Annotated in this window: 19 protein-coding genes; 18 read left to right on the top strand and 1 reads right to left on the bottom strand. The window is 70.7% G+C overall.

Annotation, left to right across the window (positions count from 1 at the left end):
- Positions 1-115 precede the first annotated feature (115 nt).
- The 4 genes from AC067Z_RS28190 to nusB all read left to right on the top strand — a co-directional run bounded on the left by AC067Z_RS28190 (position 116) and on the right by nusB (position 3,220).
- Positions 116-982: a Pro-rich N-terminal domain-containing protein gene (locus tag AC067Z_RS28190; protein ID WP_478792432.1), complete on the top strand. Its 867-nt coding sequence runs from the start codon at positions 116-118 to the stop codon at positions 980-982.
- Between the two features lie 74 nt (positions 983-1,056).
- Positions 1,057-2,163 (top strand): aminopeptidase P family protein, encoded by a 1,107-nt coding sequence (locus AC067Z_RS28185; protein ID WP_478792431.1) that lies wholly within the window; start codon positions 1,057-1,059, stop codon positions 2,161-2,163.
- A 59-nt stretch (positions 2,164-2,222) separates the two neighbouring features.
- Complete coding sequence (efp, locus tag AC067Z_RS28180; RefSeq protein WP_478792430.1) at positions 2,223-2,789, top strand: elongation factor P; 567 nt, start codon at positions 2,223-2,225, stop codon at positions 2,787-2,789.
- 2 nt (positions 2,790-2,791) lie between these two features.
- A complete protein-coding gene (nusB, locus tag AC067Z_RS28175) occupies positions 2,792-3,220 on the top strand; it encodes a transcription antitermination factor NusB (RefSeq protein ID WP_478792429.1) in 429 nt (142 codons plus the stop codon).
- A 180-nt stretch (positions 3,221-3,400) separates the two neighbouring features.
- On the opposite strand, the gene bldD is transcribed toward nusB, so the two are convergent.
- Positions 3,401-3,901 (bottom strand): transcriptional regulator BldD, encoded by a 501-nt coding sequence (gene bldD, locus AC067Z_RS28170; protein ID WP_478792428.1) that lies wholly within the window; start codon positions 3,899-3,901, stop codon positions 3,401-3,403.
- 229 nt (positions 3,902-4,130) lie between these two features.
- Between bldD and pyrR the strand changes: the two genes are divergently transcribed.
- The 14 genes from pyrR (at position 4,131) to AC067Z_RS28100 (ending at position 20,736) form a co-directional block, all read left to right on the top strand.
- Entirely contained in the window at positions 4,131-4,709 is a 579-nt protein-coding gene (gene pyrR / locus AC067Z_RS28165; RefSeq protein WP_478792427.1) for a bifunctional pyr operon transcriptional regulator/uracil phosphoribosyltransferase PyrR, read from the top strand.
- Between the two features lie 90 nt (positions 4,710-4,799).
- Complete coding sequence (locus tag AC067Z_RS28160) at positions 4,800-5,777, top strand: aspartate carbamoyltransferase catalytic subunit (protein ID WP_478792426.1); 978 nt, start codon at positions 4,800-4,802, stop codon at positions 5,775-5,777.
- A 5-nt stretch (positions 5,778-5,782) separates the two neighbouring features.
- Entirely contained in the window at positions 5,783-7,069 is a 1,287-nt protein-coding gene (locus AC067Z_RS28155; protein ID WP_478792425.1) for a dihydroorotase, read from the top strand.
- An 11-nt stretch (positions 7,070-7,080) separates the two neighbouring features.
- Positions 7,081-7,632, top strand: coding sequence for a PH-like domain-containing protein (locus AC067Z_RS28150; RefSeq protein WP_478792451.1), 552 nt, complete (start codon positions 7,081-7,083; stop codon positions 7,630-7,632).
- Positions 7,629-8,765, top strand: a complete 1,137-nt coding sequence (gene carA / locus AC067Z_RS28145) for a glutamine-hydrolyzing carbamoyl-phosphate synthase small subunit (RefSeq protein ID WP_478792424.1) — start codon at positions 7,629-7,631, stop codon at positions 8,763-8,765. Before AC067Z_RS28150 ends, carA begins: the two co-directional genes overlap by 4 nt.
- A complete protein-coding gene (carB, locus tag AC067Z_RS28140) occupies positions 8,758-12,069 on the top strand; it encodes a carbamoyl-phosphate synthase large subunit (protein ID WP_478792423.1) in 3,312 nt (1,103 codons plus the stop codon). The genes carA and carB overlap by 8 nt, the downstream gene beginning before the upstream one ends.
- Before the next feature lie 65 nt (positions 12,070-12,134).
- Positions 12,135-13,247 (top strand): quinone-dependent dihydroorotate dehydrogenase, encoded by a 1,113-nt coding sequence (locus AC067Z_RS28135; RefSeq protein ID WP_478792422.1) that lies wholly within the window; start codon positions 12,135-12,137, stop codon positions 13,245-13,247.
- On the top strand, positions 13,244-14,092 hold the full coding sequence (gene pyrF, locus AC067Z_RS28130) for an orotidine-5'-phosphate decarboxylase (RefSeq protein WP_478792421.1): 849 nt from the start codon (positions 13,244-13,246) through the stop codon (positions 14,090-14,092). The genes AC067Z_RS28135 and pyrF overlap by 4 nt, the downstream gene beginning before the upstream one ends.
- A gap of 334 nt (positions 14,093-14,426) precedes the next feature.
- Positions 14,427-14,750 carry an integration host factor gene (locus AC067Z_RS28125; RefSeq protein WP_005319887.1) on the top strand — a complete coding sequence of 108 codons (324 nt, stop codon included), beginning with the start codon at positions 14,427-14,429 and terminating at the stop codon, positions 14,748-14,750.
- A 38-nt stretch (positions 14,751-14,788) separates the two neighbouring features.
- Positions 14,789-15,352 carry a guanylate kinase gene (gene gmk, locus AC067Z_RS28120; protein ID WP_478792420.1) on the top strand — a complete coding sequence of 188 codons (564 nt, stop codon included), beginning with the start codon at positions 14,789-14,791 and terminating at the stop codon, positions 15,350-15,352.
- Positions 15,353-15,394: 42 nt separating this feature from the next.
- Complete coding sequence (gene rpoZ, locus AC067Z_RS28115; protein WP_005319902.1) at positions 15,395-15,667, top strand: DNA-directed RNA polymerase subunit omega; 273 nt, start codon at positions 15,395-15,397, stop codon at positions 15,665-15,667.
- A 90-nt stretch (positions 15,668-15,757) separates the two neighbouring features.
- A complete protein-coding gene (coaBC, locus tag AC067Z_RS28110) occupies positions 15,758-16,993 on the top strand; it encodes a bifunctional phosphopantothenoylcysteine decarboxylase/phosphopantothenate--cysteine ligase CoaBC (protein ID WP_478792419.1) in 1,236 nt (411 codons plus the stop codon).
- A 240-nt stretch (positions 16,994-17,233) separates the two neighbouring features.
- Positions 17,234-18,442: a methionine adenosyltransferase gene (metK, locus tag AC067Z_RS28105; RefSeq protein ID WP_478792418.1), complete on the top strand. Its 1,209-nt coding sequence runs from the start codon at positions 17,234-17,236 to the stop codon at positions 18,440-18,442.
- 146 nt (positions 18,443-18,588) lie between these two features.
- Positions 18,589-20,736 carry a primosomal protein N' gene (locus AC067Z_RS28100; protein ID WP_478792417.1) on the top strand — a complete coding sequence of 716 codons (2,148 nt, stop codon included), beginning with the start codon at positions 18,589-18,591 and terminating at the stop codon, positions 20,734-20,736.
- Positions 20,737-20,809 lie beyond the last annotated feature (73 nt).

The raw sequence follows: 20,809 nt of genomic DNA, 5'->3' as shown, positions 1-20,809 counted from the left end.
CGACAGCGACCGAAGGCGGTCGCACATCCGAGCGGCCCGCGGAGGGTACCGTTCGGTAGCGGGGGGCCGACGGCCGCCCGATCAGCGTCAGTCGCACGAGACGGAGTGGCACCGGATGCAGCACGCAGTGGGGGCTCCGCTGCCGCCTCCCCACGGCCCCGGGCACGGCCCGGCCGGATGGACACCCAGCGCCCACCACCCTGGACCGGCTCCCGGCCATCCCGTAGGGCCCCCGCCGCCGCCTCCGGCCGCACCTGCCCCGGCGCCCCAGGGGCCGCCGCCACAGCAGGCCCCCGGCTGGACGGGTCCGGCGCCGCACCACCCGCCGGCGCCGCCGTCCCGCGAGACGACCGGACACATCCAACTGCCGCCCGGCGAGCCGGTCCCCATCCCCGCCCCGCCCCTCGCGGAGAACGGCACGGGCTCGACGATGCTGGCGGTGCTGCTGATCGGCCCTGCCGGCGCGGGCAAGACGACAGTGGCACGCCACTGGGCCAAGCGCCGCCGGGTCCCGACGGCGCACATCAGTCTCGACGATGTCCGCGAATGGGTCTGCTCCGGCTTCGCCGACCCGCAGGACGGCTGGAACGACCACTCCGAGGCCCAGTACCGCCTCGCCCGCCGCACCTGCGGCTTCGCCGCGCGCAACTTCCTGGCCAACGGCATCTCGTGCATCCTCGACGACGCAGTCTTCCCCGACCGCCCGGTCGTCGGCCTCGGCGGCTGGAAGCGCCACGTCGGCCCCGGCCTGCTGCCGGTGGTGCTGCTTCCCGGCCTGGAGATCGTCCTCGAGCGCAATGCGGAGCGCACGGGCAACCGCCGCCTCTCGGACGAGGAGGTCGCGGGCATCCACGGCCGTATGGCTGGGTGGTACGGGTCGGGCCTGCCGATCATCGACAACTCGAAGTACGACGTGGAGACGACGGCACGGGTGCTGGACGACGTCCTGGCGCGCGCGATAGCGAGCCCACCGAGCTGGTAGCCGGGGCCGGGCCCCGGCCCCCCGCTCGGCCGTGTCACCGGGCCGACCGACCCACCGGCTCGTACGCTCGGAGAATGTCCGAGGTGTTTGGCGCCCGACGCGGTCGGCTGCGCGACCGGTGCGCGGCCGCCGGCAGCGCGGCCGTACTGGTCTCCCGCCCTGCCAACGTCCGCTACCTCACGGGCAGCGCGCCGACCGGTGCCGTGCTGCTGCTCGGCCCGGACGAGGACGCCCTCCTGTGCCCCCGCACGCCCACCGACGACCCGGCCGACGGACGGCCCGACGACGCGTTGCGTCTGACCGTGCTGCCCACATCCGCCGGTGATCCGGCTGTCGCCGCGGCCGAGGTGGCGCGGACCGCGGGGGCGGACGCCCTCGCTGTCGAGGAGCATCATCTGACCGTCGCCCGGCACCGGGCGCTGCAGTCCGTCGCGCCCCGCCTGCGCATCGGTGACCTCGGCCTCGCCGTCGAGCAGCAGCGCGTCGTCAAGGACGAGGACGAGATCGCCTGTCTGCGCATCGCCGCCGAGATCACCGACCAGGCCCTCGGCGAACTCCTCGAATCGATCCTCGTCGGCAGGACCGAGCGCCATCTCGCCCTGGAGCTGGAACGCCGGCTGGTCGACCACGGCGCGGACGGCCCCGCCTTCCCCACCTCGGTGGCCACCGGCCCCAACTCGGGACGTCCGGGTCATCGCCCGTGCGACCGCCGTGTCGAGGAGGGCGACTTCCTCTCCGTGTGCCTCGGTGCGAACTACCGCGGATACCGCTGCGAGATCGGCCGCACGTTCGTGATCGGAACGAGCCCGGCGGACTGGCAGATCGACCTGTACGAGCTCGTCTTCGCCGCTCAGCGGGCCGGCCGCGAGGCGCTCGTGCCGGGTGCGGCGTACCGCGACGTGGACCATGCGGCCCGGCAGATCCTGGACGCGGCGGGGCACGGCGAGGGCCTCGCGGCCCGTACGGGGCACGGTGTCGGGCTCGAAATCGGCGAGGACCCGCAGCTGGCCCCTGCAGCCATGGGTAAACTGGACGCTTGTGTGCCGGTCACCGTCGAACCGGGGGTCCACCTCCCGGGCCGGGGCGGCGTCCGGATCGATGACACGCTCGTCGTGCGCCAGGAGGCGGACGGCGGACCCGAGCTACTCACCATCACGACCAAGGAGCTGCTCGCGCTCTAGCGCGCGCCCCGGCAGCCACTGGGTCGTCCACCAGCGTCAGTCCAGGAGATTCCGCAACCGTGGCTTCCACGAACGACCTCAAGAACGGCATGGTGCTCAAGCTCGACGGAGGCCAGCTCTGGTCCGTCGTCGAGTTCCAGCACGTCAAGCCCGGCAAGGGCCCGGCCTTCGTGCGCACCAAGCTCAAGAACGTGCTCTCCGGCAAGGTCGTCGACAAGACGTTCAACGCCGGCGTGAAGGTCGAAACGGCCACCGTCGACCGCCGCGACATGCAGTTCTCGTACATGGACGGCGAGTACTTCGTCTTCATGGACATGCAGACGTACGACCAGCTCATGGTCGACCGCAAGGCTGTCGGCGACGCCGCCAACTTCCTGATCGAGGGCTTCACCGCCAGCGTCGCGCAGCACGAGGGCGAGGTGCTCTACGTGGAGCTCCCCGCCGCTGTCGAGCTCAACATCCAGCACACCGAGCCGGGTGTGCAGGGCGACCGCTCCACCGGTGGCTCCAAGCCCGCCACCCTGGAGACCGGCTACGAGATCCAGGTCCCGCTCTTCATCACGACCGGTGAGAAGATCAAGGTCGACACGCGCTCCGGCGACTACCTCGGCCGGGTGAACAGCTAACCGTGGCTGCTCGCAACAAGGCCCGTAAGCGCGCCTTCCAGATCCTCTTCGAGGCCGACCAGCGCGGGGCGTCCGTGCAGACGGTCCTCGCGGACTGGGTCAGGCACGCACGGACCGACGACCGTCAGCCGCCGGTCGCCGAGTACACCATGGACCTCGTCGAGGGGTACGCGGCGCACGCGGACCGGATCGACGAGCTGATCGCCACGTACGCGGTCGGCTGGACGCTCGACCGGATGCCCGTGGTCGACCGCAACATCCTCCGGCTCGGCGCGTACGAGCTGGTGTGGGTGGACGAGACGCCCGACGCGGTGGTCATCGACGAGGCGGTGCAGCTCGCGAAGGAGTTCTCCACCGACGAGTCGCCCTCGTTCGTGAACGGTCTGCTCGGCCGGTTCAAGGACCTCAAGCCGAGCCTCCGCCGCGACTGACAGCGCGCGCGGGTACGACCCGGCTTCACCAGGCCCGGGGCACAGGACAGGAGTCCTCTGCCCCGGGCCTGGTGTTTGTGTGCCCCGGGCCTGGTGGTTGCCCGGAAACGTCGGAGGGCGGGCCCGGTGCGCACCGGGCCCGCCCTCCGACGTGACGTTTTTTCAGATTCAGAAGAAGTATCAGGCCTCTTCGTGTGACACCGCGCGCCGCGCGTCCGCGTCCAGCACGCCCCAGCTGATCAGCTGCTCGGTCAGGACCGAAGGCGACTGGTCGTAGATCACGGCCAGCGTGCGCAGATCGTCCTGGCGGATCGACAGCACCTTGCCGTTGTAGTCGCCGCGCTGGGACTGGATCGTCGCCGCGTAACGCTGCAGCGGACCGGCCTTCTCCTGCGGGACGTGGGCCAGGCGCTCCAGGTCGAGGACGAGCTTCGGCGGCGGCTCGGCGGCTCCGCCCGGCGTCGTGCCCGGGAGCAGCTCCTGCACCGGGACGCCGTAGAAGTCCGCCAGCTCGGCGAGGCGCTGCACGGTCACGGCACGATCGCCGCGCTCGTACGAGCCGACCACGACGGCCTTCCAGCGGCCCTGGGACTTCTCTTCCACGCCGTGGAGGGAGAGCCCCTGCTGGGTGCGGATGGCGCGGAGCTTGGCCCCGAGCTGCTTTGCGTATTCGCTGGACATATAGCTCCCCGGACGCTGTGACAACGTGCGGCTCCGCCGCGCGACTGGTAACTCACTGTGAGGTTACGCAGCGTTACTTGGCTGAGTCAAGCCGAATGGTCCGGACCGGTTTCGGCCAACGGCCGAGGACCCGGATCAGTACACCCATCAAGCCCTGGTAACGTTGACGGCGCAATTCCGACGTCCTTTAAGGTCCGTCCCGTGAGGCGGAGAAGGAGGTCCGTTTCTTATGGACACCCAGCAGAACCCGGATGCCGCCCGCCCCGTTCTCGAGGCGCCCGACATCGCGCGGGTACTCACCCGCATCGCCCACGAAATCGTCGAACGCGCCAAGGGCGCCGACGACGTGGTGCTCCTCGGCATCCCGACCCGCGGTGTGTATCTCGCCCGGCGGCTCGCCGACAAGCTCGAAGGCATCACCGGCCGGAAGATCCCGGTCGGCTCGCTGGACATCACGATGTACCGCGACGACCTGCGCCTGAAGCCCGCCCGCGCGCTGGCCCGTACGGAAATCCCCGGGGACGGCATCGACGGCCGCCTGGTCGTGCTCGTCGACGATGTGCTCTTCTCCGGCCGCACCATCCGCGCCGCTCTCGACGCCCTCGGCGACATCGGTCGTCCCCGGGCCGTTCAGCTCGCCGTCCTCGTCGATCGCGGCCACCGCGAGCTGCCCATCCGCGCCGACTACGTCGGCAAGAACCTCCCCACGTCGCTGCGCGAGACGGTCAAGGTCCAGCTCGCCGAGGAGGACGGTCGCGACACCGTGCTGCTCGGCGTGCGGGAGACCGCCCCGGTCGGCGAGCGGTAGCACACCCCGTACGTCCACCCCTCGTACGGCATGCCCTGCCGCGCGCCCGCATGTCTCACGATCCTCCACAGACCTGGAGAAAACACCCAGATGATGCGCCACCTCATCTCGGCCGCCGACCTCACCCGCGACGAAGCCGTCCTGATCCTCGACACCGCCGAGGAAATGGCCCGGGTCGCCGACCGGCCGATCAAGAAGCTTCCGACCCTGCGCGGCCGCACGGTCTGCAACCTCTTCTTCGAGGACTCGACCCGCACCCGGATCTCCTTCGAGGCCGCCGAGAAGCGCCTGTCCGCCGACGTCATCAACTTCGCCGCCAAGGGCTCCAGCGTCTCCAAGGGCGAGTCCCTCAAGGACACCGCCCAGACCCTGGAGGCGATGGGCGTCGACGCCGTCGTCATCCGGCACGGAGCCTCCGGCGCCCCTTACCGCCTCGCCAATTCCGGCTGGATCGACGCCCCCGTCATCAACGCCGGCGACGGCACCCACCAGCACCCCACCCAGGCCCTGCTCGACGCCTTCACCATGCGCCGCCGCCTCGTCGGCAAGGACGCCGGGATCGGCCAGGACCTGGCAGGCCGGCGGATCACCGTCGTCGGCGACATCCTGCACAGCCGCGTCGCCCGGTCCAATGTCGACCTGCTGCACACCCTCGGCGCCGAGGTCACCCTCGTCGCACCGCCCACGCTGGTGCCCGTCGGTGTCGAGACCTGGCCCTGCGAGGTCTCGTACGACCTGGACTCGACGCTGACCAAGTCCGACGCCGTGATGATGCTGCGCGTCCAGCGCGAGCGGATGAACGCCGCGTTCTTCCCGACCGAGCGCGAGTACTCGCGGCGCTACGGCCTGGACGGCGAGCGGATGGCCAGGATGCCGGAGCACGCCATCGTGATGCACCCCGGGCCGATGGTCCGCGGCATGGAGATCACCGCCGAGGTCGCCGACTCCGACCGCTGCACGGTCATCGAGCAGGTGGCCAACGGCGTCTCGATCCGCATGGCCGTGCTCTACCTGCTGCTCGGCGGCAACGAATCCGACGCCCCCAACCCCCGTACCGAGGAGAAGTAAGACCCATGAGCAAGATCCTGATCCGTGGTGCGAAGGTGCTCGGGGGCGACGCGCAGGACGTCCTGATCGACGGCGGAAACATCGAGGCCGTCGGGAACGGTCTGCCGGCGGAGGGCGCCCAGGTGATCGAGGCCGAGGGCCGGATCCTCCTGCCCGGCCTCGTCGACCTGCACACCCACCTCCGCGAGCCCGGCCGCGAGGATTCCGAGACCGTCCTCACCGGCACCCGCGCCGCAGCGAGCGGCGGCTACACCGCCGTGTTCGCGATGGCCAACACCTTCCCTGTCGCCGACACCGCAGGTGTCGTCGAGCAGGTCTACCGGCTGGGCAAGGAGTCCGGTTACTGCGACGTGCAGCCCATCGGCGCCGTCACCGTGGGACTCGAGGGCAAGAAGCTCGCCGAACTCGGCGCCATGCACGAGTCCGCGGCCGGTGTCACGGTGTTCTCCGACGACGGCAAGTGCGTCGACGACGCCGTGATCATGCGCCGGGCGCTGGAGTACGTGAAGGCCTTCGGCGGTGTCGTCGCCCAGCACGCGCAGGAGCCGCGGCTGACCGAGGGCGCCCAGATGAACGAGGGCATCGTCTCCGCCGAGCTCGGGCTCGGCGGCTGGCCGGCCGTCGCCGAGGAGTCGATCATCGCCCGCGATGTGCTGCTCGCCGAGCACGTCGGCTCCCGCGTGCACATCTGCCACCTCTCCACCGCCGGATCCGTCGAGATCGTCCGCTGGGCCAAGTCCCGCGGCATCGACGTCACGGCCGAGGTCACCCCGCACCACCTGCTGCTGACCGACGAGCTGGTCCGCTCGTACAACCCGGTCTACAAGGTCAACCCGCCGCTGCGCACCGAGCGCGACGTCATGGCCCTGCGCGAGGCCCTCGCCGACGGCACCATCGACATCGTCGCCACCGACCACGCCCCGCACCCGCACGAGGACAAGGACTGCGAGTGGGCCGCGGCCGCCATGGGCATGGTGGGCCTGGAGACGGCGCTGTCCGTCGTGCAGGAGACGATGGTCGAGACGGGGCTCCTCACCTGGGCCGGAGTCGCCGACCGGATGTCCTTCACGCCGGCGCGGATCGGGCAGGCCACGGGCCACGGCCGGCCCGTCTCGGCTGGTGAGCCCGCGAACCTCACCCTGGTCGATCCGGCATACCGTGGTCCGGTGGACCCCGCGGGCTTCGCCTCCCGCAGCCGCAACACCCCCTACGAGGGCCGTTCGCTGCCGGGACGCATCACCCACACCTTCCTGCGGGGCCGGGCAACGGTCGTGGACGGGAAGCTGGCGTGACACCTGCACTGATGGAACTGGCCGCCGAGCAGAAGTCGGCGGAGGTGACCGACTGGGCCGCGCGCATCGGCTGGGTCGTCGGCCTCCTGCTCTTCATCGCCTTCGTCTACTGGCTGATGCGCCAGGGCTGGAAGTGGCGCGGCAGCCTGCAGTCGGACCTGCCCGAGCTGCCTGGAATGCCCGAAGCGCCCAGCGAGGCGAAACTGACGATGAGCGGCCGCTACCACGGCTCCACGACCGCCGGGCAGTGGCTCGACCGGATCGTCGCCCACGGGCTGGGCGTGCGCAGTCGCGCCGAAGTCACGCTCACGGACGCGGGACTCGGCGTGGTGCGGCCCGGTGCGCAGGACTTCTTCGTACCGGTCGAGGCTCTGCGCGAGGCCCGGCTCGACAAGGGCATCGCCGGCAAGGTCCTCGCGGAGGGCGGTCTGCTGATCGTCACCTGGGCGCACGGCGACAAGCTGATCGACTCCGGTTTCCGCTCCGACCACGCGGCCGAGCAGAGCACCTGGGTCGACACCCTGAACGACATGATCAAGACAACGGAAGGCACCGCACGATGACGATCTCCACCCGGGGAGCGGCCAAAGCTCCCGCCGTACTCGTCCTGGAGGACGGCCGCATCTTCCGCGGCCGTGCCTACGGGGCCGTGGGGGAGACCTTCGGCGAGGCGGTGTTCAACACCGGCATGACGGGCTACCAGGAGACCCTCACGGATCCCTCGTACCACCGCCAGGTCGTCGTGATGACCGCCCCGCACGTGGGCAACACGGGCGTCAACGACGAGGACGACGAGTCGAAGCGGATCTGGGTCGCCGGATACGTCGTCCGGGACCCCGCCCGGATCCCGTCCAACTGGCGCTCCCGCCGCTCCCTCGACGACGAACTGGAGACCCAGGGCGTCGTCGGAATCTCCGGCATCGACACCCGCGCGCTCACCCGCCACCTGCGCGAGCGTGGCGCCATGCGCGTCGGCATCTTCTCCGGCGAGGCACTGGGCGACGACGCGACGCTGCTCGCCCGGGTGCTCGAGGCTCCCGAGATGAAGGGCGCCGACCTCTCCGCCGAGGTCGCCACCACCGAGACGTACGTCGTCCCCGCCATCGGTGAGAAGAAGTTCACCGTCGCCGCCCTCGACCTCGGCATCAAGGGCATGACGCCGCACCGCATGGCCGAGCGCGGCATCGAGGTGCACGTCCTGCCCGCCACCGCCACCGCTGAGCAGGTCTACGCCGTGAACCCTGACGGCGTCTTCCTCTCCAACGGCCCCGGCGACCCCGCCACCGCCGACCTGACCGTCATCAAGGCGGTCCTGGAGCGCCGGACCCCGCTGTTCGGCATCTGCTTCGGCAACCAGCTGCTCGGCCGCGCGCTCGGCTTCGGCACCTACAAGCTGAAGTACGGCCACCGCGGCATCAACCAGCCCGTGCAGGACCGCACGACCGGCAAGGTCGAGGTCACCGCGCACAACCACGGATTCGCCGTCGAGGCCCCCCTCGACAAGGTCTCCGAGACCCCCTACGGCCGCGCCGAGGTCTCCCACGTCTGCCTCAACGACAACGTGGTGGAGGGCCTCCAGCTGCTCGACCAGCCGGCCTTCAGCGTCCAGTACCACCCCGAGGCGGCCGCCGGCCCGCACGACGCCGCGTACCTCTTCGACCGCTTCGTATCCCTGATGGAGGCCGAGCGTGCCTAAGCGCACCGATATCCAGTCCGTCCTGGTCATCGGCTCCGGCCCGATCGTCATCGGCCAGGCCGCCGAGTTCGACTACTCCGGCACCCAGGCCTGCCGCGTCCTCAAGTCCGAGGGCCTGCGCGTCATCCTGGTCAACTCCAACCCGGCCACGATCATGACCGACCCGGAGATCGCCGACGCCACGTACGTCGAGCCGATCACCCCGGAGTTCGTCGAGAAGATCATCGCCAAGGAGCGCCCCGACGCCCTGCTGCCCACCCTCGGCGGCCAGACGGCGCTCAACACGGCCATCTCCATGCACGAGCAGGGTGTGCTGGAGAAGTACGGCGTCGAGCTGATCGGCGCCAACGTCGAGGCGATCAACAAGGGCGAGGACCGCGACCTGTTCAAGGGCGTCGTCGACGCCGTCAACGCCAAGATCGGTCACGGCGAGTCCGCCCGCTCGGTCATCTGCCACTCCATGGACGACGTCCTCAAGGGCGTCGAGACGCTCGGCGGCTACCCGGTCGTCGTCCGGCCCTCGTTCACCATGGGCGGCGCCGGCTCGGGCTTCGCCCACGACGAGGACGAGCTGCGCCGCATCGCCGGCCAGGGCCTGACGCTCTCCCCGACCACCGAGGTGCTCCTGGAGGAGTCCATCCTCGGCTGGAAGGAGTACGAGCTGGAGCTCATGCGCGACAAGCACGACAACGTCGTGGTCGTCTGCTCCATCGAGAACTTCGACCCCATGGGCGTGCACACCGGCGACTCGATCACGGTCGCCCCGGCGATGACGCTGACCGACCGCGAGTACCAGCGGCTGCGCGACATCGGCATCGCGATCATCCGCGAGGTCGGCGTCGACACCGGCGGCTGCAACATCCAGTTCGCGGTCGACCCCGACGACGGCCGGATCATCGTCATCGAGATGAACCCGCGCGTCTCCCGCTCCTCGGCGCTCGCGTCCAAGGCCACCGGCTTCCCGATCGCCAAGATCGCCGCGAAGCTCGCCGTCGGCTACACGCTGGACGAGATCCCGAACGACATCACCGAGAAGACCCCGGCCTCCTTCGAGCCGACCCTCGACTACGTCGTCGTCAAGGCCCCGCGCTTCGCCTTCGAGAAGTTCCCGTCCGCCGATGCCACCCTCACCACGACCATGAAGTCGGTCGGCGAGGCGATGGCCATCGGCCGCAACTTCACCGAGGCCCTGCAGAAGGCCCTGCGCTCGCTGGAGAAGAAGGGCTCGCAGTTCTCCTTCACCGGCCCCGTCGGCGACAAGGACGAGCTGCTCCAGGAGGCTGTGCGCCCCACCGACGGCCGGATCAACTCCGTCATGGAGGCCATCCGCGCGGGCGCCACGCCCGAGGAGGTCTTCGAGGCCACGAAGATCGACCCGTGGTTCGTCGACCAGCTGTTCCTGATCAAGGAGCACGCCGATGAGCTCGCCGCGGCCGACAAGCTCTACCCGGAGCTGCTCTCCGAGGCCAAGCGTCACGGCTTCTCCGACGCCCAGATCGCCGCCATCCGCGGCCTGCGCGAGGACGTCGTCCGCGAGGTCCGGCACGCGCTGGGCATCCGTCCGGTCTACAAGACGGTCGACACCTGTGCCGCCGAGTTCGCCGCCAGGACCCCGTACTTCTACTCGTCCTACGACGAGGAGTCCGAGGTCGCCCCGCGCACCAAGCCCGCCGTGATCATCCTCGGCTCGGGACCGAACCGCATCGGCCAGGGCATCGAGTTCGACTACTCCTGCGTCCACGCGTCCTTCGCGCTGCACGACGCCGGGTACGAGACCGTGATGGTCAACTGCAACCCCGAGACCGTCTCCACCGACTACGACACCTCCGACCGGCTCTACTTCGAGCCGCTCACCCTGGAGGACGTACTGGAGATCGTTCACGCGGAGTCTCTCGCCGGCCCGATCGCCGGAGTCGTCGTCCAGCTCGGCGGCCAGACCCCGCTCGGTCTTGCCCAGGCGCTCAAGGACAACGGCGTGCCGGTCGTCGGCACCCCGCCCGAGGCCATCCACGCCGCCGAGGACCGCGGCGCCTTCGGCCAGGTCCTCGCCGAGGCCGGACTGCCCGCGCCCAAGCACGGCACCGCCACCACCTTCGCCGGCGCGAAGGCCATCGCGGACGAGATCGGCTACCCCGTCCTCGTACGACCCTCGTACGTGCTCGGCGGCCGCGGCATGGAGATCGTCTACGACGAGGCGCGCCTGGAGGCGTACATCGCCGAGTCCACCGAGATCTCCCCGACCCGCCCGGTGCTGGTCGACCGCTTCCTCGACGACGCCATCGAGATCGACGTCGACGCCCTCTACGACGGCACCGAGCTCTACCTCGGCGGCGTCATGGAGCACATCGAGGAGGCCGGTATCCACTCCGGCGACTCCGCCTGCGCCCTGCCCCCGATCACCCTCGGCGGCTTCGACATCAAGCGGCTGCGCGCCTCCACCGAGGCCATTGCCAAGGGCGTCGGCGTCCGCGGACTGATCAACATCCAGTTCGCCATGGCCGGTGACATCCTCTACGTCCTGGAGGCCAACCCCCGCGCCTCCCGCACCGTCCCCTTCACCTCGAAGGCGACCGCGGTCCCGCTCGCGAAGGCCGCCGCCCGCATCTCGCTCGGCACGACCATCGCCGAGCTGCGCGAGGAGGGCCTGCTGCCCAGGAACGGCGACGGCGGCACGCTCCCCATGGACGCGCCGATCTCCGTCAAGGAGGCGGTCATGCCGTGGTCGCGCTTCCGCGACATCCACGGCCGCGGCGTGGACACCGTCCTCGGCCCGGAGATGCGCTCCACCGGCGAGGTCATGGGCATCGACTCGGTCTTCGGCACGGCGTACGCCAAGTCGCAGGCGGGTGCCTACGGACCGCTGCCCACCAAGGGCCGCGCGTTCATCTCCGTCGCCAACCGCGACAAGCGCTCGATGATCTTCCCGGCCCGCGAGCTGGTCGCCCACGGCTTCGAACTGCTCGCCACCTCCGGCACGGCCGAGGTGCTCAAGCGCAACGGCATCAACGCGACCATCGTGCGCAAGCAGTCCGAGGGCGAGGGCCCGAACGGCGAGAAGACCATCGTCCAGCTGATCCACGACGGGGACGTCGACCTCATCGTCAACACCCCGTACGGCACCGGCGGCCGCCTCGACGGCTACGACATCCGTACGGCGGCGGTGGCCCGCTCCGTGCCGTGCCTCACCACGGTCCAGGCACTTGCCGCGGCCGTCCAGGGCATCGACGCGCTGAACCACGGTGACGTGGGCGTCCGCTCGCTCCAGGAACACGCGGAACACCTGATCGCGGCCCGCGAGGACTAGCAGCCCACTGAGGGGGACACCGAACCGGTGTCCCCCTCTTCATGAGGCATACGAGGACACACACGATGTACACATTCTTCTTCAACCTGGTCTTCAAGCGGATGGACGCCGAGACGGCCCACCACCTGGCCTTCCGCTGGATCCGGCTCGCGGTCCGTATCCCGGTGCTGCGCACCTTCGTCGCCGCCGCGCTCGCCCCGCGCTTCAAGGCGCTGCGTACCGAGGCCCTCGGACTGCGCATGCACGGCCCGTTCGGCCTCGCGGCAGGCTTCGACAAGAACGCCGTCGCGATCGACGGCATGGCGATGCTCGGTTTCGACCATGTCGAGATCGGTACGGTCACCGCCGAGCCCCAGCCCGGCAACCCCAAGAAGCGCCTCTTCCGCCTCGTGCCGGACCGCGCGCTGATCAACCGCATGGGCTTCAACAACGAGGGCTCGGCGGCCGTGGCGGCCCGGCTGGCCGCCCGCACGGCCGTCTTCCGGACCACCGTCGGCGTCAACATCGGCAAGACCAAGGTCGTCCCGGAGGCGGAAGCCGTCGGCGACTACGTGACGTCCACCGAACGCCTCGCCGCCCACGCCGACTACCTCGTCGTCAACGTCTCCTCGCCCAACACCCCCGGCCTGCGCAACCTCCAGGCCACCGAGTCGCTGCGCCCGCTGCTCACCGCCGTGCGCGAGGCCGCCGACCGTACCGTCACCGACCGGCGCGTCCCCCTGCTCGTCAAGATCGCCCCCGATCTGGCGGACGAGGACGTCGACGCCGTGGCCGACCTTGCCGTGGAGCTCGGTCTCGACGGCATCATCGCCACGAACACCACCATCGCCCGCGAGGGCCTCGGCCTGAAGTCCTCGCCCGAACTGGTGAAGGAGACCGGCGGACTGTCCGGCGCCCCGGTCAAGGCGCGCTCCCTGGAGGTGCTGCGCCGGCTGTACGCCCGCGTGGGCGACCGCATCACGCTTGTCGGCGTCGGGGGCATCGAGAACGCGGAGGACGCCTGGCAGCGGATCCTCGCCGGCGCCACCCTCGTCCAGGGCTACAGCGCCTTCATCTACGAGGGCCCGTTCTACGCCCGCGCCATCCACAAGGGTCTCGCCGCGCGTCTGGCGGCGAGCCCGTACGCCACCCTCGCCGAAGCAGTCGGCGCCGAGACTCGAAAGGCCACCACCGCATGAGCCCCCAGGAGCCCTTCGGTACCCGCCTGCGTCACGCCATGGACACCCGCGGCCCGCTGTGCGTCGGGATCGACCCGCATGCCTCGCTGCTGACCGCGTGGGGACTGAACGACGACGTCAACGGTCTCGAGCGGTTCACCCGCACCACGGTCGAGGCGCTCGCCGACCGGGTCGCCGTGCTCAAGCCGCAGTCCGCGTTCTTCGAGCGCTTCGGCTCGCGGGGCATCGCCGTTCTGGAGAAGGCCGTCGAGGAGGCGCGTGCGGCCGGCGCCCTGGTGCTCATGGACGCCAAGCGCGGCGACATCGGCTCGACCATGGGTGCCTACGCCGAGACCTTCCTGCGCAAGGACTCCCCGCTCTTCTCGGACGCGGTCACCGTCTCCCCGTACCTCGGCTACGGCTCGCTGCGTCCCGCTCTGGACCAGGCCGTGCTGAGCGGCAGCGGCGTCTTCGTGCTCGCCCTCACCTCCAATCCGGAGGGCGCCGAGGTGCAGCGGTCGACGGCGGCGAACGGAGCGTCGCTCGCCCAGCTGATGCTCGACCACATGGCAGCCGAGAACGAGGGTGCCCACCCCCTCGGCTCGGTCGGCGCGGTCGTCGGCGCGACCCTCGGCGACGCCGGAGTGAACCTCGACATCAACGGACCCCTGCTGGCCCCCGGCATCGGCGCGCAGGGGGCGACCCCCGCGGATCTGCCCGGAGTCTTCGGCTCCGCCGTCGGCAACGTTCTGCCGAGCGTCAGCCGCGGTGTGCTGAAGCACGGCCCGGACACCGCGGCTCTGCGTGCGGCGGCGCAGCAGTTCGCCGACGAGGTGCGCGAGGCGGTGTCTTCGGCCGGGGCCTGACGGGCACCCGCGGACCTCGGGCGTGTGCGATCGGTGCATCGCAGGAAGACGCTGGGTAACTGCGTGGATCTCGCGGTTCCGGACGGATGACGGATTCTTGGCCGAAAAGCCGGTCGTTATGTCGGAAATGTCCCGGTCGGTCGATGCTGACCAGGACTTTTCGTCTGTTCTCGCTGACTGGAGCGGTGTTGGCCGCTAGTCTCCGTCGAAGAGTGAACGTGCAGGCAGCGTCCTTCCACGGGCGTACTGCGTTGCTCGTTGCTCGCCTGGTGTGGGGCGACTAGGTTCCTCACCGGTCCGTATCCGACAGTTCGACATCCGAGGTGACGTAGGCGTGGCTCTTCCGCCCCTTACCCCTGAACAGCGCGCAGCCGCGCTCGAAAAGGCCGCCGCGGCTCGCCGGGAGCGGGCCGAGGTCAAGAATCGACTCAAGCACTCAGGTGCCTCGCTCCACGAGGTCATCAAGCAGGGTCAGGAGAACGACGTCATCGGCAAGATGAAGGTCTCCGCCCTTCTCGAGTCCCTGCCCGGCGTGGGCAAGGTCCGCGCCAAGCAGATCATGGAGCGGCTCGGCATCTCCGAGAGCCGCCGAGTGCGCGGTCTCGGCTCCAACCAGATCGCCTCCCTGGAGCGCGAGTTCGGCGGCGGCGCCGCCTGACGTTCTCGGGCACTCCCGGGAACCTGGATAATCGCTGCATGGCAGCAGAGGTACGTCCGCGGCTGACCGTGCTCTCCGGCCCCTCCGGGGTCGGTAAGAGCACGGTCGTCGCCCATATGCGCAAGGTCCACCCCGAGGTCTGGCTCTCGGTGTCGGCGACCACCAGAAAGCCGCGTCCCGGCGAGAAGCACGGCGTCCAGTACTTCTTCGTCACGGACGAGGAGTTCGACAAGCTGGTCGCCAACGGAGAGCTGCTGGAGTGGGCCGAGTTCGCGGGCAATCGCTACGGCACGCCCCGCCGCGCGGTCCTCGACCGCCTGGAGGCGGGCGAGCCGGTGCTGCTGGAGATCGATCTCCAGGGTGCGCGGCAGGTCAAGGAGTCCATGCGGGAATCCCAGCTGGTCTTCCTGGCCCCGCCGAGCTGGGACGAGTTGGTCCGCCGGCTCACCGGCCGCGGCACCGAGTCCGCAGAGGTCATCGAACGCCGGCTGGCTGCCGCGAAGGTCGAACTGGCCGCCGAATCGGAGTTCGATACGACCCTGGTCAACACCTCCGTCGAGGACGTGGCGCGTGAGCTGCTAGCCTTGATGGAAGTTGTTTGATCTTTTGTCCGATCATTTTGCACGTTCTTCGGAAGGCTAAGCGTGTCCTCCTCCATCACTGCGCCCGAGGGCATCATCAACCCGCCGATCGACGAGCTGCTCGAGGCTACTGACTCGAAGTACAGCCTCGTGATCTACGCGGCCAAGCGCGCGCGCCAGATCAACGCGTACTACTCGCAGCTCGGTGAGGGCCTGCTCGAGTACGTCGGTCCGCTGGTGGACACCCACGTCCACGAGAAGCCGCTTTCGATCGCCCTGCGTGAGATCAACGCGGGTCTGCTGACCTCCGAGGCCATCGAGGGCCCGGCCCAGTAGGCGCAATTCGTACGTGACCACAGGCCCGGCGGAGCATCCGCCGGGCCTGTGGTGTGTGATGGGACCAATCACCGAGCGCGGGGAGGCGCAGTGGACAAGCCGAAGGTCGCCAGGGTCGTCCTGGGGGTGAGCGGCGGCATCGCCGCTTACAAGGCGTGCGAGCTGTTGCGCAGGCTGACCGAGTCGGGCCACGACGTGCGCGTGGTGCCCACCGCCTCCGCACTGAACTTCGTCGGCGCCGCCACCTGGTCCGCGCTGTCCGGCCACGCCGTCTCGACCGAGGTCTGGAACGACGTCCACGAGGTGCCGCACGTCCGCATCGGCCAGCATGCCGACCTCGTCGTCGTCGCGCCGGCCACCGCCGACATGCTCGCCAAGGCCGCCCACGGCCTGGCCGACGACCTCCTGACCAACACCCTGCTCACCGCACGATGTCCCGTCGTCTTCGCCCCGGCGATGCACACCGAGATGTGGGAGCACCCCGCCACACAGGAGAACGTCGCGACCCTGCGCCGCCGCGGCGCCGTCGTCATCGAGCCCGCGGTCGGGCGCCTCACCGGCGTCGACACCGGCAAGGGACGGCTGCCCGAACCCGGCGAGATCTTCGAGGTGTGCCGCCGGGTCCTGGCCCGCGGCGTTGCCGCTCCCGACCTCTCGGGCCGCCATGTCGTCGTCAGTGCCGGCGGCACCCGCGAACCGCTCGACCCGGTCCGCTACCTCGGCAACCGCTCCTCCGGCAAGCAGGGTTACGCCCTGGCCCGCACCGCGGCCGCGCGCGGCGCCCGCGTCACGCTGATCGAGGCCAACACCGGCCTCGCGGACCCCGCCGGCGTCGATGTCGTCCGTGTCGGCACGGCCGTGCAGCTGCGCGAGGCCGTCCTCAAGGCGGCCGCGGACGCGGACGCCGTCGTGATGGCGGCCGCCGTCGCCGATTTTCGGCCGTCCGAGTACGCCCCGGGCAAGATCAAGAAGAAGGACGGCGTCGAGGCGCCGATGGTGGACCTCGTACGCAATCCCGACATCCTCGCCGAGATCTCGGCCGACCGCGCCCGCTCCGGCCAGGTGATCGTCGGCTTCGCCGCGGAGACCGACGACGTGCTGGCCAACGGCCGCGACAAGCTGCGCCGCAAGGGCTGCGACCTGCTGGTCGTCAACGAGGTGGGGGAGCGCAGGACCTTCGGGTCCGAGGAGAACGAGGCCGTCGTCCTCGCCGCGGACGGCGGTGAGACGCCGGTGCCGTACGGTCCCAAGGAGGCACTTGCCGACACCGTCTGGGATCTTGTGGCGCCACGGCTGCACCGGGACCCATCGGACAACACTGCGTGAATTCTTCGAGACAGGCCGCGTCCGAAAAACCTGCGAAATGTGACGAATCGCTCAGTCGCGAGACGCTATCGTCGTAGCTTCTCGGTCATGGACCACAGGTCAGAGGGCTCCCAAGCTGCGAGACGGGTTGTCCACCGGTGGAACGCGACCGATAAACTGGTTCGTGGAACGTCGCGGGGCGCAGCCCCCTGCCGGTCCATCAATGATCAGCCAGCAGCCGCTGCAACCCCAGGGAGCGATGTGTCCCGCCGTCTCTTCACCTCGGAGTCCGTGACCGAGGGCCACCCCGACAAGATCGCCGACCAGATCAGCGACACGATTCTCGACGCACTTCTGCGGGAGGACCCGACCTCCCGGGTCGCCGTGGAGACCCTGATCACCACCGGCCTCGTGCACGTCGCCGGTGAGGTGACCACCAAGGCGTGGGCCGACATCCCCACGCTCGTGCGCAACAAGATCCTCGAGATCGGCTACGACTCTTCGAAGAAGGGCTTCGACGGCGCGTCCTGCGGAGTCTCGGTGTCCATCGGCTCCCAGTCGCCGGACATCGCGCAGGGCGTCGACACGGCGTACGAGAAGCGCGTCGAAGGCGACGAGGACGAGCTCGACAAGCAGGGCGCGGGCGACCAGGGCCTGATGTTCGGCTACGCCTGCGACGAGACGCCCGAGCTGCTGCCTCTGCCGATCCACCTCGCCCACCGGCTCTCCCGCCGCCTGTCCGAGGTCCGCAAGAACGGCACCATCCCCTACCTGCGCCCGGACGGCAAGACGCAGGTCACCATCGAGTACGACGGTGACAAGGCGGTCCGTCTCGACACCGTGGTCGTCTCCTCGCAGCACGCCTCGGACATCGACCTGGACTCGCTGCTCGCGCCCGACATCCGCGAGTTCGTCGTGGAGCACGTCCTCAAGCAGCTCGTCGAGGACGGTATCAAGCTCGACACCGACGGCTACCGGCTGCTGGTCAACCCGACCGGCCGCTTCGAGATCGGCGGCCCGATGGGCGACGCCGGCCTGACCGGCCGCAAGATCATCATCGACACCTACGGCGGCATGGCCCGCCACGGTGGTGGCGCCTTCTCCGGCAAGGACCCGTCGAAGGTGGACCGCTCGGCCGCCTACGCCATGCGCTGGGTCGCCAAGAACGTCGTCGCGGCCGGGCTCGCTGCCCGCTGCGAGGTCCAGGTCGCCTACGCGATCGGCAAGGCCGAGCCCGTCGGCCTGTTCGTGGAGACCTTCGGCACCGCCACCACGGACGTCGAGAAGATCGAGCAGGCCATCTCGGAGGTCTTCGACCTCCGCCCGGCCGCGATCATCCGCGACCTCGACCTGCTCCGCCCGATCTACGCCCAGACCGCGGCGTACGGCCACTTCGGCCGCGAGCTCCCCGACTTCACCTGGGAGCGCACGGACCGTGTGGACGCGCTGCGCGCGGCCGCGGGTCTGTAAGCAGGAAGTGCTCTGAAGGAGGGTCCCGGACCGTCACGGTCCGGGACCCTCCGGCTTTTCCGCGGCGCGTCGGGCCCCGCGTGCTCCGGCCGCCCGAGGGGCCGAGGCGGGCCGCACTGTCAGTGACCTCTGGCAGGATTCGGGCTGTGAGCAGCGACAACAACGAGCAGCCCGAGGAGCCCGCCACCGACGGGCCCGAGCAGCTTGCGCTCATCCGGGAGACCGTGCGCAGGGCCAAGGTGCCGAAGGCGAAGCCGCGCACGTGGCGCGGAGCCGCGCTGGCCAAGGACCTGCCCGTCGCCCGGGTCGTGGTCAACAAGGGCATCCTGCACCTCGACCAGTTCTTCGACTACGCCGTGCCCGAGGAGCTCGACGCCGCCGCGCAGCCCGGCGTGCGGGTGCGGGTGCGGTTCGGGGCCGGGTCGCACAGGGTGCGGGAGGGCCGCCGCGAGGGCGGCGGGCTCATCGACGGGTTCCTGATCGAGCGCATCGCCGAGTCCGACTACGCGGGACCGCTCGCCGCACTCGCCCATGTCGTCTCGCCCGAGCCCGTGCTCGGTCCCCGTATGCTCGCGCTCGCCCGTGCCGTGGCCGATCGGTACGCGGGCAGCCTGGCCGACGTCCTGCAGCTCGCCGTGCCGCCGAGGAACGGACGCGCCGAGGCGAAACCGTCCCCGGAGCCGCTGCCGCCTTCCCCCGCCCCCGCCCCGGGCACCTGGCAGCGTTACGGACGCGGGCCCGCATTCATCGAGGCCCTCGCGGGCGGCGGGACCCCACGCGCGGTGTGGACGGCGCTCCCCGGACCGCACTGGCCGGACGAGCTGGCACGGGCCGTCGCCGCCACGCTCGCCTCGGGGCGGGGAGCACTCGTCGTGGTGCCCGACGGGCGGCGTGCCGCGCGGGTCGACGACGCTCTCACGGCACTGCTCGGGGAGGGCCGCCATGCCGTGCTGACCGCCGAGTCCGGGCCGGAGAAGCGCTACCGCCAGTGGCTGGCGGTGCGCCGCGGTTCCGTGCGCGCGGTCGTGGGGACCAGAGCGGCCATGTTCGCTCCCGTCCAGGACCTCGGCCTCGTCGCCGTCTGGGACGACGGCGATGCCAGCCACAGCGACGACAACGCCCCTTTCCCGCACGTCCGCGAGGTCCTGGAGCTCCGCTCGGCCCACGACACGTGCGCCTTCTTGCTGGGGAGTACGAGCTGCACGGTCGAGGCCGCCCAGCTCGTGGAGAGCGGCTGGGCGATACCGCTCGTCGCCGACCGGGCGCAGGTGCGCGAGGCGGCGCCTCTCGTGCGGACCGTCGGCGACCAGGATCTGGCGCGCGACGAAGCCGCCCGGGCGGCCCGCCTGCCCAGTCTCGCCTGGGAAGCGGTGCGCGACGGGCTGAGGACCGGGCCGGTGCTCGTCCAGGTACCGCGGCGTGGATACGTGCCGCGGCTGGCGTGCGAACGGTGCCGCACCCCGGCCCGCTGCCGCCACTGCGCGGGGCCCCTGGAGGCGCCCGACGAGCGCGAGCTGCGCTGCCGCTGGTGCGGCCAGGGGGAGCCGGAGTGGCACTGCGCAGAATGCGGCGGGTTCCGGCTGAGGGCGCAGATCGTGGGTGCCCGGCGTACGGCGGAGGAGCTCGGCCGCGCATTTCCCGCGGTGCCGGTGCGCACCTCGGGCCGTGACCATGTGCTCGACGCCGTGCCCGGGCGTCCGGCGCTGGTCGTCTCCACGCCCGGCGCCGAACCGATCGCCGAGGGCGGTTACGCGGCAGCCCTCCTGCTGGACGGCTGGGCGATGCTGGGCCGGCCCGATCTGAGGGCCGGTGAGGAGGCGCTGCGCCGCTGGATCGCCGCGGCCTCGCTGGTGCGGGGGCAGAGCGAGGGCGGCAGGGTCGTCGTGGTCGCGGAGCCGACGCAGCGGCCGGTGCAGGCGTTGGTGCGCTGGGACCCGGTCGGGCATGCGCTGCGGGAGCTGGCGGAGCGCGCGGAGCTCGGTTTCCCGCCGGTGTCGCGGATGGCCGAGGTGCTGGGCAGGCCGGAGTCCGTTGCCGCGTTCATGGTGGCCGCCGAACTGCCCGCGGAGACGCAGGTGCTGGGGCCCGTTCCGCTGCCTGTGCCGGAGGCGGGCAGGGCGCGCAGGCCGGGCGATCCTCCGACGGGGGAGCGCTGGGAGCGCGTATTGCTGAGGGTGCCGCCGGGCAGCGGGGCGGCGCTCGCCGCAGCGCTCAAGTCGGCCCAGGCGTCCCGGCTCGCCCGCGGCGGCAGCGACCCGGTCCGGATCAGGGTCGACCCGCCGGACATCGGCTGACGGGCCCGGGCGAAACCGTCCCCGTCCGAGGGCGTCGCGGACCTTGCGGGCCACGGATCAAGGCCGGTGGCGG

This window comes from Streptomyces sp. NPDC043812, assembly GCF_056436245.1.
Note: the sequence above shows the minus strand (reverse complement) of the source record. Positions and strands in the feature narration are given on the sequence as shown.